Annotated in this window: 11 protein-coding genes; 8 read left to right on the top strand and 3 right to left on the bottom strand. The window is 61.5% G+C overall.

Translation table 11 applies throughout. From position 1 onward, the window contains the following. Positions 1-78: 78 nt before the first annotated feature. From L7A20_RS07280 to L7A20_RS07255, 6 genes are all read left to right on the top strand, one after another. On the top strand, positions 79-2,598 hold the full coding sequence (locus L7A20_RS07280; RefSeq protein WP_237222947.1) for an HAD-IC family P-type ATPase: 2,520 nt from the start codon (positions 79-81) through the stop codon (positions 2,596-2,598). A gap of 250 nt (positions 2,599-2,848) precedes the next feature. Then, entirely contained in the window at positions 2,849-4,951 is a 2,103-nt protein-coding gene (locus tag L7A20_RS07275) for a glucose PTS transporter subunit IIA (RefSeq protein WP_237205854.1), read from the top strand. Positions 4,952-5,085: 134 nt separating this feature from the next. Beyond that, complete coding sequence (locus L7A20_RS07270; protein ID WP_237222946.1) at positions 5,086-5,565, top strand: GNAT family N-acetyltransferase; 480 nt, start codon at positions 5,086-5,088, stop codon at positions 5,563-5,565. 253 nt (positions 5,566-5,818) lie between these two features. After that, the gene (locus tag L7A20_RS07265) at positions 5,819-7,573 is read left to right on the top strand and encodes an ABC transporter family substrate-binding protein (protein WP_237222945.1); all 1,755 of its coding nucleotides are present in this window, start codon (positions 5,819-5,821) and stop codon (positions 7,571-7,573) included. 150 nt (positions 7,574-7,723) lie between these two features. Then, positions 7,724-9,256 (top strand): ABC transporter permease, encoded by a 1,533-nt coding sequence (locus L7A20_RS07260; protein WP_237222944.1) that lies wholly within the window; start codon positions 7,724-7,726, stop codon positions 9,254-9,256. Then, positions 9,256-10,467, top strand: coding sequence for an ABC transporter permease (locus L7A20_RS07255; protein ID WP_237222943.1), 1,212 nt, complete (start codon positions 9,256-9,258; stop codon positions 10,465-10,467). Before L7A20_RS07260 ends, L7A20_RS07255 begins: the two co-directional genes overlap by 1 nt. Before the next feature lie 91 nt (positions 10,468-10,558). Here the strand turns inward: L7A20_RS07255 and L7A20_RS07250 are convergent, their stop codons facing one another. After that, on the bottom strand, positions 10,559-11,137 hold the full coding sequence (locus L7A20_RS07250; protein ID WP_237222942.1) for a hypothetical protein: 579 nt from the start codon (positions 11,135-11,137) through the stop codon (positions 10,559-10,561). Between the two features lie 119 nt (positions 11,138-11,256). Here L7A20_RS07250 and L7A20_RS07245 point away from each other — a divergent pair, with 119 nt between their 5' ends. Continuing rightward, positions 11,257-13,008 (top strand): ABC transporter ATP-binding protein, encoded by a 1,752-nt coding sequence (locus tag L7A20_RS07245; protein WP_237222941.1) that lies wholly within the window; start codon positions 11,257-11,259, stop codon positions 13,006-13,008. 332 nt (positions 13,009-13,340) lie between these two features. Here L7A20_RS07245 and L7A20_RS07240 read toward each other — a convergent pair whose 3' ends face one another. After that, a complete protein-coding gene (locus tag L7A20_RS07240; protein ID WP_237222940.1) occupies positions 13,341-14,303 on the bottom strand; it encodes a phosphoglycerate dehydrogenase in 963 nt (320 codons plus the stop codon). Positions 14,304-14,414: 111 nt separating this feature from the next. Continuing rightward, complete coding sequence (locus L7A20_RS07235) at positions 14,415-15,071, bottom strand: TetR/AcrR family transcriptional regulator (protein WP_237186917.1); 657 nt, start codon at positions 15,069-15,071, stop codon at positions 14,415-14,417. Between the two features lie 141 nt (positions 15,072-15,212). Between L7A20_RS07235 and cls the strand changes: the two genes are divergently transcribed. Further along, a complete protein-coding gene (gene cls, locus L7A20_RS07230; protein ID WP_237222939.1) occupies positions 15,213-16,712 on the top strand; it encodes a cardiolipin synthase in 1,500 nt (499 codons plus the stop codon). Positions 16,713-16,834 lie beyond the last annotated feature (122 nt).

Raw genomic sequence — 16,834 nt, 5'->3', positions numbered from 1 at the left:
TTGAGACGGACGTGCGCCCTCAGCTTCTCCCACTAGACTGGTTACTACCCTGACCAGCCCAATGCCCAAGGAGCCCCTATGTCTCACACCGCGCCTGCCCACCGCGTGAATGTGAGTACCCCTCCAGACAGCGTCCTTGAGGCCGGTGGGCTCACCAGCGAGCAGGTCGCTGAACGCACCTCTGCCGGGTTAGTGAATACGCAGAATAATGCGACCTCCCGCTCTACCGCCACCATTATCCGCACCCACCTGTTCACCATGTTTAACCTGGTGTTGGGGCTCTGCGGGCTGGCCGTGATTCTGGTGGGTTCCTGGCTCGATACCCTTTTCCTTTTGGCTGCTATTGCCAACGTGGTCATCGGCTTCACCCAGGAGTTCTCGGCGAAGCGCCAGCTCGACCGCATAGCCCTGCTACGCCGCGACCCGGCTACCGCCCTGCGCGATGGCAAGCTAGTGCCGGTTGCCCTCGATGAGCTGGTCCTCGATGATGTGGTTCTGCTCAAGCGCGGGGACCAGGTTCCTGCCGACGCCGTGGTGCTCACCAGCGACGGCCTGGACCTTGATGAATCCCTGCTCACCGGCGAAAACGACCCCGTTGGCAAGGTGCCGGGGGACGGCGTCCTATCGGCTTCATCCGTGATTGGTGGGTCGGGCAAGGTGCGGCTGACGGCGGTGGGGGCTACCTCCCGTGCCGCGAAAATTACGGCCGAGGCCCGCCAGTTCACCACCATCCATTCGGAGCTCCGGGCGGGTATGGAACGGGTGGTCACCTGGATCACCTGGGCCCTGGTTCCCATCATCGCGATTGTGCTCAACGGGCAGATGCAGGCCGCCGGCGGCTGGCAGCTGGCCCTTGATTCAGGGGCCTGGCGTGATGCCCTGATTACCTCTGTCTCGTCGGTGGCCTCCATGATTCCCCAGGGCCTGGCCCTGATGACCACGATTTCCTTTGCCGTGGCATCGGTTAAGCTGGCCCGCACCGAGGTGCTGATTCAGGAGCAGCCCGCCGTTGAGGTGCTGGCCCGCGTTGATACCGTCTGCTTCGATAAGACCGGCACCCTGACCGAGGGCGGGGTGCGCTTTGATTCGGTTCGCTCCCTGACCGGGCAGGTGCTCTGGGCAGAGGCCGGGTATCAGGACGCCGCCGCTTCCCGGGTTAAGGACGGCTGGGCTGCCGCCCTGGGTTGGTTGGGAGCCGACCAGAACGCTAACCCCACCGCGGCTGCCCTGAAAGAGCCCTTTGCTGAGGCAGCGGGCGCCGCAGCCCCTGCCGGTGCTAGCGTCCCGGCTGCCACCGGCGTCCTGCCCTTCTCATCTGCCCTGCGCTTTAGCGGTGTAGAGTTCACGGGCACCGGTGCCTGGCTACTCGGTGCCCCCGAGGCACTTTTGCCCGAAGGCTCTGCTACCCGCGACCTGGCCGGTGAGCTAGCCGAGAGCGGGCTGCGTGTGCTGGTGCTGGCCCACGCCCCCACCCTTCTGCGCGAGCCTTCCGGCAAGGTAGCCACCCGGGTTCCTACCGGCCTTGAGCCCCAGGTGCTCGTGATTTTCCGTGAGCAGGTACGCTCCGAGGCCCCCGAAACCCTGGCCTACTTCAGAAGCCAGGGCATCGACCTGAAGGTCTTCTCTGGCGATAACCCCCGCACGGTAGCGGCCGCAGCGGCAGCCGCCGGTATGGACGTCTCAGCCGGTGCAGTCGATGCCTCAACCCTGCCCGAATCTGGCCCTGAGCTGGTAGAGGCTGCCCGAACCCACGCCGTCTTTGGCCGGGTCTCTCCCGAACAGAAGAAGAACATGGTGCTGGGTCTGCGCGAGGCCGGGCACGTAGTAGCGATGACCGGCGACGGTATCAACGACGCCCTGGCCCTCAAGCACGCCGACCTGGGCATCGCCATGGGCAACGCAGCGCCCGCCACCAAGGCAGTATCGCGCCTAGTGCTTCTCGACGGACGCTTTGACCGCCTACCCGGTGTACTCGCCGAGGGGCGCAAGATTATCGCCAATATCGAGCGGGTCACCAACCTCTTCCTCACCAAGACTGCCTTCGCTATCCTGCTGGGTCTCACCCTGGGCGTGCTCTGCTGGCAGTTCCCCTTCCTGCCGCGTCAGTACTCCACCGCCGACCTGCTCATTGTAGGTGGCCCCGCCTTCTTCCTGACCATGCTGCCTAACACCCGCCGCTACGTCAGCGGCTTCTTGGGCAGGGCCCTGCACTATGCCCTACCGGCAGCCGTTATCATCACAGCGGTACTGGTCTTCGTCAACGGCTACGGGCACGCTCTCGCCGGGGTCGCTACAGCGGAAATTCAGACCGCCACCTTCATCGCCCTTGTACTCATGGGTATCTACAACATCACCACCGTAGTGCGGCCCGTGCGCGGCGTCCGCCTGGCTATCGTGGCGGCCATGTACGCCGGGCTGGCCCTGGTTCTCCTACTCCCGCCCTCGCTCTGGTACCACCAGTTCACCATTCCTACCGGGGCATACTTACTAGCCACCCTAGGCTCAGCCGCTCTGGGCTGCCTAGCTATCGAAATCAACCTGCGCCTGCACACCGCCTGGCTGCGAGCCAAACACCCCCAGGTACTTGCACAGGGCTAACCTCAGGGAGTACGCTTGACCACGAACGGGGTTCACACCCCACACTCTATGTAGTCAATCATCAGGATTGTTACTGGTTCAGCAGGCAAGACCTGAGTTGCTATCAGCTCATACGGCACCGGTGCACCCGCGCCCACGCCGCTTCCATGAGCACCCGTCTACCCGCATCAGGGCACACGGTCCGATAGGCAACTCGGGTCTTTTTCGTCTTAACAGCTAGCAATCCGCACACACCAGTAAGGTTCCACCCGTGAATAACTCACAGATGGGCGAGAAGATCCTCGAAGGCCTGGGCGGCCCCGAGAACATCTCGCACTTTACCCACTGCGCCACCCGCCTGCGCGTGACCCCCAAGTCCAACAGCGCCATCGACCGCACCAAGATCGAAAACATCCCCGGCGTGCTCTCCATCATCGAGCAGTCCGGCCAGACCCAGGTCGTCCTCGGCGACAAGGTCGAATCGGTCTACAACGAAATGGTCAAGCTGCCCGGCATGAGCTCCGTCGGCGAAAGCTCCTCCAAGGGCGCAGTAGCCACCGACGAGAAGAAGGCCGGCGCCCTGACCCGCGTCTTCGACGTGCTCTCAGACTCCTTCCGCCCCATCCTCTGGGCGCTGCTGGGCACCTCCATGATTCTGACCCTGATCGTCTTCCTGCAGCAGCTGGGCTACTTCGGTCAGTACACCGACCTCACCGGTCAGGTCGTTAACATCGACATCGTCAACGGCCCCCGCCTGGCCGACGCCGATGCCGCAGCCGCCATGCTCAACGAATGGCGCGCAGCCTTCCCCTTCTGGTTCATCATGCTGGCAGCCTCCCTGTCAGTCCTGCAGTTCATGCCCATCATGCTGGGCGCAACCGCAGCTAAGCGCCTGGGCGCCAACATGTGGGTCGGTGCGGCTATCCCCGCAGCCCTCATGACCGGCACCTTCCAGGGCTTTGCAGACATCGCAGTGGACGGCGTCGTCCGCGTCCCCTTCCTGGGTCTTGACCTGCCCCTGTACGTCATGAACTACACCGGCCAGATCTTCCCGCCCCTCTTCGCAGCAGCTCTGCTGGCTCCCCTGGAGCGCTTCCTGAAGAAGGTCATCCCCACCATGCTGCACATGGTCTTCGTGCCCATGCTCTCCGTCATGATTCTGGTGCCCCTGACCGCCTTCCTCATCGGCCCCATCGGCATCAAGTTCGCTCTGGCTATCTCTGACTTCATCGGCGGCGTCAACGAAATCGCCCCCTGGCTGGTCGGTGGCCTCATCGCCGGTCTCTACCTCTTCATGGTTCCCCTGGGTCTGCACTGGCCCCTGAACGCCGTCATGATTAACAACCTGCAGACCGACGGCGTGGACTTCATCCAGTCCCCCATGGGCGCCTACAACTTCGCCGTCTTCGGCGTTGTCACCGGTGTTGCTATTGTGGCTCGCCGCAACAAGGAACTGCGCCAGACCGCTGTCGGCGCGGCCGCCTCGGGTCTGCTCGGTGGTATCTCCGAGCCCTCCCTCTACGGCATCGTCCTGCGCTACAAGCGCGTCTTCCCCCTGATTCTGGTTCCCGCCATCATCGGTGGTGCCACCATCTCAGCCCTGGGTGTTAAGTCCTACGCCTTCGCCTTCACCTCCCTGATTTCTATCCCCGCAATGCAGCCCTGGTACCTCTACATGATTGGTCTGGCCATCGCCTTCTTCGGCGCTATGGCAGGTGTACTGATCTTCGGCTACGAGTCCAAGGACCAGAAGGCTGAAGCCGCCGCCAAGGCCGCAGCCGTTGCAGAAACCGGCATCGGCGAATCCGCTGCCGAGGCAGCTACCCCCGCAGCCACCGAGGTTCGCAACGAAGCGGACGCCGCCACCACCTCAGCTACCCCCTGGGCCGCTGAAGAGGCAGCAGCACCCGCAGCAGGCACCGTCCTGACCATGGCATCCCCCCTCGAAGGCCAGGCAGTTCCCCTGTCTGAGACCCCCGACCCCATCTTTGCCGCCGAAAAGCTCGGCAAGGGTGCAGCCATCGTCCCCACCGGCAACACCGTGGTAGCTCCCGCCGCCGGTAAGGTCTCCGTCACCATGCCTTCCGGCCACGCTATCGGCCTGAAGCTCGACAACGGTGTAGAACTGCTCATTCACGTAGGTATCGACACCGTCAACCTGAACGGCGAAGGCTTCGACGTGAAGGTTGAAAAGGGCCAGCGCGTCAATCCCGGCGACATCCTGCTGACCTTCGACCCCGAGATTATCAAGAACGCCGGCTACTCCCTGGTAACCCCCGTTCTGGTCACCAATACCAACCGCTTCGCTGAGGTTGAGGGCGCTACCGGCGCCGTCCAGCCCGGCTCTGAGCTGCTGAAGGTTACCACCAAGTAATCCTGTCACGCTCTTTGATGCGCCGCCCCGCATCGTCCTTCCGGACGGTGCGGGGCGGCTTTCTATGCCTTTAAGCAAATCTCATAGTTACTGCCCGGTAATAAGTGCAGTTCAACGGGTTTTAGAATGACTGTATGTTTACCCTGAAATCCTTTTATGACCTGACTCTTGATGAACTCAACGAGATTTACCTGCTGCGCGGGCTGGTCTTTGTGGTGGGCCAGAAGATTACCGAAGAGAACGAGGTCGACCGGGCAGACCGGCAGGCCCTGCACTTCTTCCACGCCAATGAGCGCGGTGAGGTTTTGGCCTATCTGCGGCTTTTTGATTTGGCGACGTTCTCGGACGAGTCCCACCCGGCTGATCCCGGTGCCTGGACGCTGGGTCGGGTGGCAGTACATCCGGACGCCCGCGGCACCGGCTTGGGCCGCCGCCTACTCAATGAGGCACTGACCTGGATTGAAGAAAACACTGAGGCCGAACGCATCTCTATTAGCGCCCAGGCCTACCTAGCAGAGAGCTACTACGGGGCGGCAGGCTTTGAAGTTGTGGGGGAGCCCTACCTGGAAGCGGGTATCGAGCACGTGCACATGGTGCGCCCCATCGAGCGATAGCAAAAGAAGAAAAGCTACGCCAAATTCATGAGCTAAAAAGACGCTGTAACGTATTTTTTACATTTTTTTGAAGAGTTTTACATATAAACAGGGGTTTTTGTGGCGCAGTTCCCCAAAAGTGACCTAGTATATACATTACACATCGTGTGATTCACCACACCCAAGAGTTGGGAAGGCTTGCGCCGCCCCGCACACACAGGGTGAAGATCGCGGACCACAACATACATTTCCCCTTTTCAGCAAGGAGACACTAATGCGCAAGACCCGCATTTCCTCAGCTCTCGGCCTCTCAGCTGTAGCTGCCCTGGCTCTCTCAGCCTGCGCCAGCTCCGACACCGGCGCCTCCAGCACCTCAGGCTCCGACGCAGCTGCATCAGACAAGTCAGTTTCAATTGCTATCACCAACGTTTTCTCCTCACTGAACGTAGGCACCGCTGAAGGTAACTCAGACACCAACGGCATCATCGCTCAGATGACCAACCGTGGCTTCTACACCATCACCAACACCTTCGACATCCGCCACAACGAGTGGTTCGGCACCTACTCCATGACTGAAGAGGGCGAAGGCATCAAGGTTGACTACAAGGTCAACGACGACCAGAAGTGGTCAGATGGCAACGACATCGACAAGGGCGACCTGCTCCTGGCATGGGCTGCTCAGTCAGGCCACTTCGACAGCGAAGACGGCGAACTCACCTACTTCGACTTCGCAGGTGAAACCGCTGGCCTCGGCGGCGCAGAGGTCCCCGTTGTGAGCGAAGACGGCCGCTCCATCTCCTTCACCTACCCCAAGGCTTTTGCTGACTGGGAAATCGCCTACGACATCGACAAGCCCGCCCACGTTGTTGCTGAGCTGGCCGGTATGACCGAAGACGAGCTCATCGAGGCCATCGAGACCGCTACCCCCGGTGAAGAGAACGAGAACCTGCGCAAGATCGCAGACGCTTGGAACACCGGCTACAACACCACCACCATGCCTGCCAACGAAGCTCTGACCGTGGGCAACGGCCCCTACCTGGTCACCGCTGTTGAAGAGAACCAGTCAGTTACCCTGACCGCCAACCCCAACTACCAGGGTGACAAGAAGCCCGCCATCAACGAGGTTGTGCTCAAGGTTCAGGGCGACGTTGCAACCCAGATTCAGGCTCTGCAGAACGGCGAAGTCAACGCCGTTGCCCCCCAGGCCTCCATCGACACCGTCTCCCAGCTTGAAGCTCTGAGCGGCGTTGTCACCGAAACCCAGCCCGACCAGGCTTACGACCACCTCGACCTGAACGTCAAGGAAGGCTCACCCTTCGCTGACGAGAACGTCCGTAAGGCCTTCCTGCTGACCGTTCCCCGCCAGGACATCGTCGACAAGCTCATCAAGCCCATGGACGCCGATGCTCAGGTTCTGAACTCCCAGCTCTACGTAGCTTCCGACGCTGAGAACTACGCCAAGACCGTTGAGTCCAACAACTCCTCTGATTACCCCTCAGACGACATGGACGCCAACATCGAGAAGGCTAAGGAACTGCTGGGCGGCCAGACCCCCACCATCCGCATCCTCTACAACAACAAGAACCCCAACCGCATCAACTCCTTCCAGATGATCAAGGAATCCGCTGAGAAGGCAGGCTTCGTGGTTGTTGATGCCGGTAGCGAGCAGTGGTCATCTCTGCTGGCCGGTGGCGACTACGAGGCATCCATCTTCGGCTGGGTTTCCTCAGGTGTAGGTAACTCCTCACTGGGCCAGATCTTCAAGACCGGTTCATCCTCCAACTTCACCGGCTACTCCAACGCAACCGTTGACGCAGCAGCCGATGAAATCATGACCACCACCGACACCGCCCGCATCGAAGAACTGAAGATGCAGGCAGACGGCGAACTGTTCAAGGACGGCTACGGTCTGCCCCTCTTCCAGTCCATCGCTGTTACCTCGGTTTCCGACACCATCACCGGTGTACAGCCCAAGCCCGGTCAGCAGCCCCTGACCTGGAACATCGAAGAGTGGGACATCGCAGAGTAAGTACAGTTACGCTCTAGTCACGCTACAGATGGCAACTAACAATCTGTAACTGCCCTACGGCGCGGACGCTCACGAGCGTCCGCGCCTCTGGCTGTTTTGAGAGCACCCTCCTATTCCCAGGGTGTGCTCCCCTACCCATCAGGATTCATCATGCTCATGTACTCCGTGAGGCGCCTGATCACCGCAGTGTTCATTCTCTTCGGTGCATCGTTCCTCATCTACAACCTCGTGGCTATCGCGGGCGATCCCCTCGAAGAACTACGCACCTCGACTTCCCCCAACAAAGAAGCACTGATTGCCCAGCGCATCGATGCCCTCGATCTCGATGTCCCTGCCCCCCTGCGCTACTTCAAGTGGCTTGGCGGCGTGCTTGGCTGCTTTGCAGGTAAGTGCGACTTTGGTCAGAACCTGGCAGGCACACCCGTCACCCAGCTTCTCTCTAACGCTGTCTACCAGACCCTTACCCTGGTCGTAGCAGCCACCGTGCTCTCCATCCTGATCGGTGTCAGCCTGGGTATCATCTCAGCCCTGCGCCAGTACTCAGGCCTGGACTACACCGTGACCTTCGCCAGCTTCCTCTTCTTCTCCCTGCCCTCCTTCTGGATCGCAGTTCTGCTCAAGGAATTCGTCGCCATCGGCTTCAACGACTTCCTCCGCAACCCGGTGGTCACCATACCCACGACCCTGCTCATATCGGTGCTGGCAGGCCTCTTCTGGTACTCCGCCTCCTTCGGCAAGCAGAAGACCCGCTACCTGATGGGCCTGCTGGGCTTCGTCATCACCGCGGGCGCTATCGTCTTCGTTTCCACCACCAAGTGGTTCCTCACCCCCTTCCTGGGCATCCCCTTCATGCTGCCCCTGGGCCTGGGCGCCGCCGTCATTTTCACCATCCTGGTCTCCGGCCTGCGTAACCGCCGTGCCCTGGGTGCAGGTCTAACCATGGTCGTCGTTGGCCTAGCTGCCTACTTCCCCCTGCAGAACCTGCTCGACCTGGCCACCATGCTTATGGTCGTCCTCATCACCCTGGCATTCATGGCTCTGGGCTGGATTGTCGGTCTCGGTTGGGGTGGCTACGACAAGGGCCAGGGTGCCCGCGTCGGTATGCTCACCGGCCTGGCCATGGCTCTGCTAATTATCGCCGACCGCTTCATGCAGGCCTGGCCCGCCTACATCAGCAACAGCCGTATCAAGGGCCGTCCTATCCCCACTGCCAACGCTTCTACCCCCAACCTGCAGGGTGACTTCTGGATTCTGAACACAGATACCCTCACCCACATCCTGCTCCCCACCATCGCCCTAACCCTGATTTCACTGGCGTCCTACTCACGCTACTCACGTGCGTCCATGCTCGAAATCATGAACCAGGACTACATCCGCACCGCCCGCGCCAAGGGTGTCTCAGAGCGCTCCGTCGTCATGAAGCACGCCTTCCGCAACGCCCTGATCCCCCTGGCAACCATCATCGCCATGGACATCGGCGGCATCATCGGTGGCGCAGCGATCACCGAGCGTATCTTCGCCTTCAAGGGCATGGGTACCCTCTTCCTCGACTCGCTGGCCCACACCGACCCCAACCCCGTTATGGGCGTCTTCCTGCTGACCGGCATCCTGGCGCTCGTCTTCAACCTTGTGGCTGACCTTCTCTACTCAGCCCTCGACCCGCGTGTGAGGGTGAAAGCATAATGAGCACCAACGACAAGAACCTCAGCTCAGGGCCCGCTAAGGAGCCCACCACCGAGACCACCGCCCTGCGCTCCGTCGAAACCAACGTCGATATCCGCGCTCAAGAGTCCGTGGGTAAGACCCAGGGCCAGATTGTGCGCAAGCGCTTCCGCCAGAACACCGGTGCGGTTATCTCCCTGGCGATTCTTATCGCCGTGCTCCTGCTGGCGATTACCTCCATCGGCGTGGGCCCCATCCCCGGCTGGTGGAAGTACAACTACACCGAGATGAACCCCATCGTCAACGGTGCAGCCCCCAACGCCCAGCACTGGTTTGGCCAGGACGCCACCGGTCGTGACCTCTTCGCCATGACCATGCGCGGCGTGCAGAACACCTTCCTGGTGGTCATCCTGATTACCAGCATCGCCGGCTTCCTCGGCGTGCTCTTCGGTGGTCTGGCAGGCTACTACCGCGGCTGGATTGAAGCCGTCATCATGCGCTTTACCGACATGGTTATCATCATCCCCCTGATGCTGCTGACCGCCGTGCTCGGTAAGCTGGCCGGTAGCTACTTCCACGGCATCTGGAACACCATCATGTTCGGTGTGGTCGTGGGTCTACTCTTCTGGTCATCCCTGGCCCGTCTGGTCCGCGCAGAGTTCCTCTCCCTGCGCGAACGCGAGTTCGTGGACGCCGCCCGCCTGGCAGGTGCCTCGGACCTGCGCATCATCTTCAAGCACATCCTTCCCAACGCCATCGGCGTGGTCACCGTGAACGTGTCACTGATGATGAGCTCCGCAATTCTGACCGAAACCGCGCTCTCCTACCTGGGCTTCGGCATCAAGGCCCCCGACTGGTCACTGGGTTCACTGATTTCAGCGAACCAGTCAGCCTTCTCTACCCGCCCCTGGCTCTTCTGGTTCCCCGGCCTCTTCATTCTGGTGATTTCACTGGCCGTCAACTTCGTTGGCGACGGCCTGCGTGACGCCTTTGACCCCCGCCAGAAGAAGTTCAACCCCAAGAAGGCAACCAAGCGTACCGCCCACTCAGCCGAAAACGGCGTGGGTATCGACGGCTCAGCAACCACCCCCGCAGCAGCTACTGCCGCGGCAGGCACCGCCACGGTACACACCTCCCTTGCCTCAGAGGTAGAGACCCCCGCCAGCAGCCGAACCTCAGACTCCCTTGACCAGGACCTGGACGGCCCGGCAGGCTCACCTCAGAACAAGTAGCTCTCATCGCACGAGGCGGTGAGCGCACCAGCACTCACCGCCTCGTTGATAACCGAATAGAGAAGGCAGAACCTCCCGGCCTACCGAAAGCTTAGAAGGCTAAGCCAGCCACAGCGGCCAGAAGCAAAAGGATGAAAATAGCCAGCCCACGGGCGTCCACCCGGCTTTCCTGCCGGGGCGGAACCGCCTCAAGGGCAGCGTCCTCAACCAGCTCCTGCCAGTAGCCGCGCAGCACCAGGGCAACCGCCCCCGCCGCCGAATTCGGAAGATCCGAAGCGCGCACTGACCGCTCTGCACCGTAGGTGATAGCGGGCAAACGCTCAAGATCCTGACGATGGGCAGAAAGGGACGCCACCATACCGCTTGACGGCAAACCAAAAGCCTGAAAACGCTTGGTGGGAGTCACCAGGGTCAGATGGTACTTGGTTGAAATATCAATCAGGGCAGCGTAATTGACCCGGTGGGTTACAAAGGGGTTATAGATGGTGATGTCGTCGGCACCAGCAACCAGGCGGGATCGGCCCAGCACGTACCAGACGGTATAGGCCATCCACAGCACGCCCCAGCCACCGGTCAGCAGGGCTGATAAGCCACCGCTAACTGCCAAGGCCACCAGCACGCTCGCTGCAACCAGCACAGCGCACCAGGTGTAAAAAGGGGCGGTCTTCACGCGAAAGGTAACCGGAGGGTTCTGCAAATACTGAGACTTCATAGTCTCTCGATTCTCTCAGATGAGACAGCTCCACCACACCAATCTTCTACAGAAACAACCAAGAGTTGGGAAAACCAGTGAATACACCAACCACTCAGCCAACCGGCGCCCAGCCGGTCCTCGAAGTCCGCGACCTCAGCGTTGACTTCGGCGTCGAACGTACCTGGGTTCCCGCCGCCATGAACCTCAACTACGAGGTGCATGCCGGTGAGGTCCTCGCCATTGTGGGTGAATCCGGCTCAGGTAAGTCCGTTTCGTCCATGGGTATGATCGGGCTGCTGCCCAAGAACGCCCGCGTCACCGGCTCCGTCAAGCTCAACGGCCGCGAACTCATCGGCCTGACCAACACCGAGCTTCTCAGCGTGCGCGGTGAAGAAGTCGCCGTGATCTTCCAGGAACCCATGACCGCCATGAACCCGGTCATGACCGTGGGCGACCAGATCGTTGAAACCCTGCGCCTGCACAAGAACATCTCACCGGCAGAGGCTAAAGAAGAAGCCATCAAGATGCTTGAGATGGTCGAAATGCCCGACCCCATCAAGGCCTTCAACTCCTACCCCCACCAGATGTCCGGTGGCCAGCGCCAGCGCGCCATGATCGCCCAGTCGCTCTCCACCAACCCCAAACTGCTCATTGCAGATGAGCCCACCACGGCACTCGACGTGACCGTGCAGGCAGAAATTCTTGAGCTCATGCGCAACCTGCAGAAGAAGCTCAACTCAGCCATCATCCTGATCACCCACGATATGGGCGTGGTCGCCGACCTGGCCGACCGTGTTGCCGTCATGCGCCGCGGCCAGATCGTTGAGACCGGCGAGATTCACGAGGTCTTCAACAACCCCCAGCACGAGTACACCCAGGCCCTACTCGGTGCCGTGCTCCACCTGGGTGGCGACGAAATCGACGTGAACGCCGCCATCGACGACGCCGCCGAAAACCAGCGTCCGGCCACCGCCCTGCTAGAGCAGGTAGCCCCCCAGCGCACCGGCGACGTCATCCTCTCCCTCAAGGACGTCGCCCTCGAGTACCCCAAGCAGGGGCGGGTTGGCCCCTTCCGCGCCGTCACCGGCGCCAACCTCGAAATCCGTGCCGGTGAGGTACTGGGGCTCGTGGGTGAATCGGGCTCCGGTAAGTCCACCATCGGCCGCGCAACCGTCGGCTTCCTGCAGGTTGCCGAAGGTGAGCTAAACGTCTGTGGCGTCGACATGCGCAAGCCCAGCCGCAAGGACCTGGCCGAGGTACGCAAGCACGTGGGTATGGTCTTCCAGGACCCCTCATCCTCCCTCAACCCCCGCCTGCCCATCGGCGAATCCATCGGTGAGCCCATGATGCTTGCTGGCGTAGCTAAGGGAGCCGAGCTGCAGAAGCGTATCGAGGAGCTCCTGGACCGTGTAGAGCTGCCCCGCTCCTACCGCAACCGCTACCCGCACGAGCTCTCCGGCGGCCAGAAGCAGCGCGTCGGCATCGCCCGCGCCCTCTCCCTCAAGCCCAAGCTCCTCATTGCGGACGAGCCCACCTCAGCCCTCGACGTATCGGTCCAGGCCCGTGTGCTCGAGCTTTTCCAGGAGCTCCAGGAAGAAATGGGCTTCGCCTGCCTCTTCGTCACCCACGACCTGGCCGTCATCGACGCCCTGGCAGACCGCATCGCGGTGATGCGCCGCGGTGAAATCGTGGAGCAGGGCCCGCGTGAGCAGATCCTGCGCCACCCCCGTGAGGTCTACACCCAGCGTCTGCTGGCCGCTGTGCCGCTGCCCGACCCGGACGCCCAGGCTGAGCGCCGCGAACTGCGCGCCAAGCTGCTGGACGAGACCGGCCACGTCGTCAGCTAACCACAAGACAAAAGGAGCTCCACCAGATTCTGGTGGAGCTCCTTTTGTGTACCTATACGTGTATTTCGGTGGCAGAGAATGCAAAGGACGTGCTAGCGCCAGCTGACCCTCTCGGGCTCGCGCTGGGGCGCTCGCCCGATTCACGCCAGACCCAGCCAGCTGGCTTCTAGCACGTCCTTTGCATTCCCCACGCTTAGCCGGTTCAGGTCAGGGGTGGGGTAGGGCGCTACGTCCGCTGGCTCGGGGCTGGCGTGAATCACGACGAGCCGCCAGGCGAGGAGTGAGAGGGTCGGCGGACGTTGCGCCCTAACCTACCCCTTAACTCCACTCCCCTAATTCATCTTGTTGCGCCAGTCGGCGTCCTTACCCGCGCGGGCATCGCGCAGGGCCTGCAGGTTCTGCTTGATGAGGGCTTCGGGCTCGACGGGGCGGCCGCCCGCTGAGTGGGGGGTGATGATGATGTTCTTGGCATCCCACAGGGGGTCGCTGGAGGGCAGGGGTTCTTCGACCACCACGTCGATGGCGGCACCGGCGATGCTCCCTGAGTTGAGGGCTTCAATCAGGTCAGCTTCGTTGACGGTGGGGCCGCGGCCGACGTTAATGACGTAAGCCCGCTGAGGCAGCTTGGCCAGACGGGCTGCGTCAAGGGAGTTCTTGGTTTCCTCGGAGTTGGGCAGAATCATGACCAGGATGTCGGTGGTTTCTAGGACCGAGTCGATGTCGTCGGTGGCGACCACGGGGAAGCCCGCGCGCTCGCCTGCTGAGCGGGCGATACCGGTGACGTCGGCGCCGAAGGCGTCGAAGAGGCGGGCGGTTGCCTGGCCGATAGAGCCAAAGCCCCAGATGGTGACCTTGGCGCCGAGCAGGGTGGTGACCTGGTCGGCGGGGTGGAGTTCCTGGGGGCCGCCGAGTTCGGTGGCCCAGTTCTTCTGTGCCTGGTGCTCGGCCAGGGTGGGCAGGAAGCGTACAAAGTTCAGGGCCAGGGCCAGGGTGTGTTCGGCAACGGTCTTTGAGTGCAGGCCGCTGCCGGAGGCGATGACGGCCTCGGGGCGGAAGCCCGCGGCGCGGGCCTGGTCGGGGCCTGCCAGCAGCGCCTGGACCAGCTCTACCTGCTGAAGGTGGGCGGCGGCGTCCTTGAGCTGGTCGTTGGTGTTGCCCCATGCCACCAGCACATCGGCGTCGTGATGTTCGGGGTCGATGTTGACGGTGGGGTCGTAGCTGACCAGCTCATCGCCGGCTTCAGCGCCCAGGGCGCTCTGGTCAAGGGTGATTGATGTGGGCAGAAGAATCTTCATGGTGTACTCCTTTGTTCCAAGTGTCAGGCGCGGGGGCACCCACTAGCCACTTTACCCCCGCAGGGCCCTGCCAGGCCTACCCGTGACGCAGCATGACGGACGGGGTCGCGGCTAGTCCTCGCGCAGCAGGTGGCGGAAGGTCTGCACGGCCTCGCGGATTATCTCATCACGTTCAGTGCTCTCGGGCACACCGCGAGTGTAGTCCATATAGCGGAGCAGGGCCGAAGTGATACAGAGGGCTGCACGCAGGCGGGGTTCTGAGGCCCCTTCTCCGGCTTCACTTTCAGGCAGGTAGGGCCAGGGGCCGCGGCGTCCGCTCGCGCTGAACTCCACCCAGTTGACGGTGCGCAGCAGGTCAGCCAGGGTCTTTTCACACTCGATATGGTGAGTTTTCAGGCGGTAGCGCAGCTCCGGGTATTCCTGCACCAGGGGGCGCACCTGCGGGTAGGTGGGGCTGTCGACCGATGCGACCATGATGTCGAGCATCAGGTGGGCGACGCGCTCAAAAATATAGAGGTCCTGGCGGGCAGCATCGCGCTGCAGAATGTCATCGGTAATGACGGGGGCGCGCAGGCCCAGCACAGCGTCCTCTTTACTGGCGAAATAGTTGAAGAGGGTGCGGGGGCTCACCCCGGCAGCTTCAGCGATTTCGTCGGTAGTGGTGGCTTTGAGGCCCTTCTCAAGCACAAGCTTGAGTGCGGCCTCGTGAATCGCGGTGTGGGTTCGCTCCCGGCGCTGCTGGCGCACGGACTTCTCGGGTTTCTTCACACCACCAGTCTATTGCAGAGGTGCGGAGAACCTAAGCTAGGTGAGATATTACGGGCAGGGTACGAGCATCGCGCGTAGAGAGCTTTCTGACTATGTGGACAAGCCCCACCCCGCACTCGGACCCCGGGTAGACTTAGAAAGGTGAACTTCAGCCTACCTTTTCTCGATATCACGAACCTGCCGGATTGGCTCTCGATAACCCTGGTCGTTATCGATATCCTCATCCGCATCACCGTTATTTTCTGGCTGCCCTACAACCGCAAACCCGTGGTTGCGCTGGGCTGGCTGATGGCGATTTTCTTTATTCCCTTCGTGGGCCTGTTTGCTTTCTTAATTTTTGGTTCAAACCTGGTGCCCCGGCACCGCCGCAGCCGCCAGCGCAGCATGAACCAGATTATTAAAGACTCCATCGAGGGGGACGACGCCGTGCTGGGCGACCCGGAGCTCTCTGAGCCTGCACGGGTGGCAGCTAACCTCAACTACAAGCTCGGCGCTCTGCCCCTGATTGGCGGCAACGACTTCGAGCTGCGCCACGACAACAACGCAGCCCTGCAGGAAATCGCCAAAAAGATCGACCAGGCTAAGAAGTACGTTCACTTCGAGTTCTACATCACCGCCCTCGATAGCACCACCGAGCCCCTCTGGGACGCCCTGGTGCGCGCCCACCAGCGCGGTGTAGCGGTCCACGTGCTCATCGACCATATCGGGTCCCGCAAGTACCCCCGCTGGAAGGAACTCCAGCGCAAGCTCAACGATGCAGGGGTGCCCTGGCGGCTCATGCTCCCCCTCAAGCCCTGGAAGGGCCAGTGGCAGCGCCCCGACCTGCGTAACCACCGCAAGATTGTGGTCATCGATGGAGAGCTGGCTTTCTCCGGCTCCCAGAATGCCATCGATAGCACCTACAACCTCAAGGGCAACATCAAAAAGGGCCTAGAGTGGAAGGACCTCTCCTTCTTCTGCACCGGCCCCGTGGTGCACGAGCTCAACGCGGTTTTCGTCTCTGACTGGTACGCCGAAACCAAGGAACTCCTGCTCGATGAAATCGACGCCGACATCGAAGCCAACGAAGAGGCAGGGCAGGAGGGCCAGCGTCCGCTCGCCCAAATCGTGCCTTCTGGCCCCGGTTTCGAAACCGAAAACAACCTGCGCCTGATCAACCACCTGATTTACAACGCAGAAGAACGCATCATCATCTGCTCCCCCTACTTCGTACCCGAAGAAACCCTGCTGCAGGCCCTAACCAACATGGCACTCTCGGGTATCGACGTGACCCTGATCGTCTGCGAGAAGGGCGACCAGTTCCTGCCGATTATGGGGCAGCGCTCCTACTACGAGCAGCTGCTCCGCTCGGGTGTGAACATTCAGCAGTACCCCGGCCCCACCGTTCTGCACTCCAAGTTCATGATTGTGGACGACGAAATCACCTTCATCGGCTCCTCCAACATGGACCCCCGCTCCTTCGCCCTCAACTTTGAGGTCTCCACTTTTATCGTGGGCAAGGCTATGGTGCAGGAACTCGAAGGCGTAGCCCGGGACTACATCTCCCGCTGCAAGCACCTGCGCTACGACGAGTGGGTCAACCGCCCCAACCACCAGAAGGTTGCCGAAAACCTATGCCGCCTGTGGAGCGCCCTGCTCTAACCGTCGGCACGGCATAAAGAAGATAAGGACGCCGCCCCGCACTCCCCTGCCCGTTGGCAGGAAGGTGCGGGGCGGCGTCCTTGCCTTAATATTTATCTACTAAAAATGTAGTACGGGTTACA

The organism is Rothia nasimurium (assembly GCF_928381415.1).
GTDB lineage: Bacteria > Actinomycetota > Actinomycetes > Actinomycetales > Micrococcaceae > Rothia > Rothia nasimurium_H.
The sequence above is the reverse complement of the archived record's forward strand: the minus strand, read 5'-3'. Positions and strand labels throughout refer to the sequence as shown.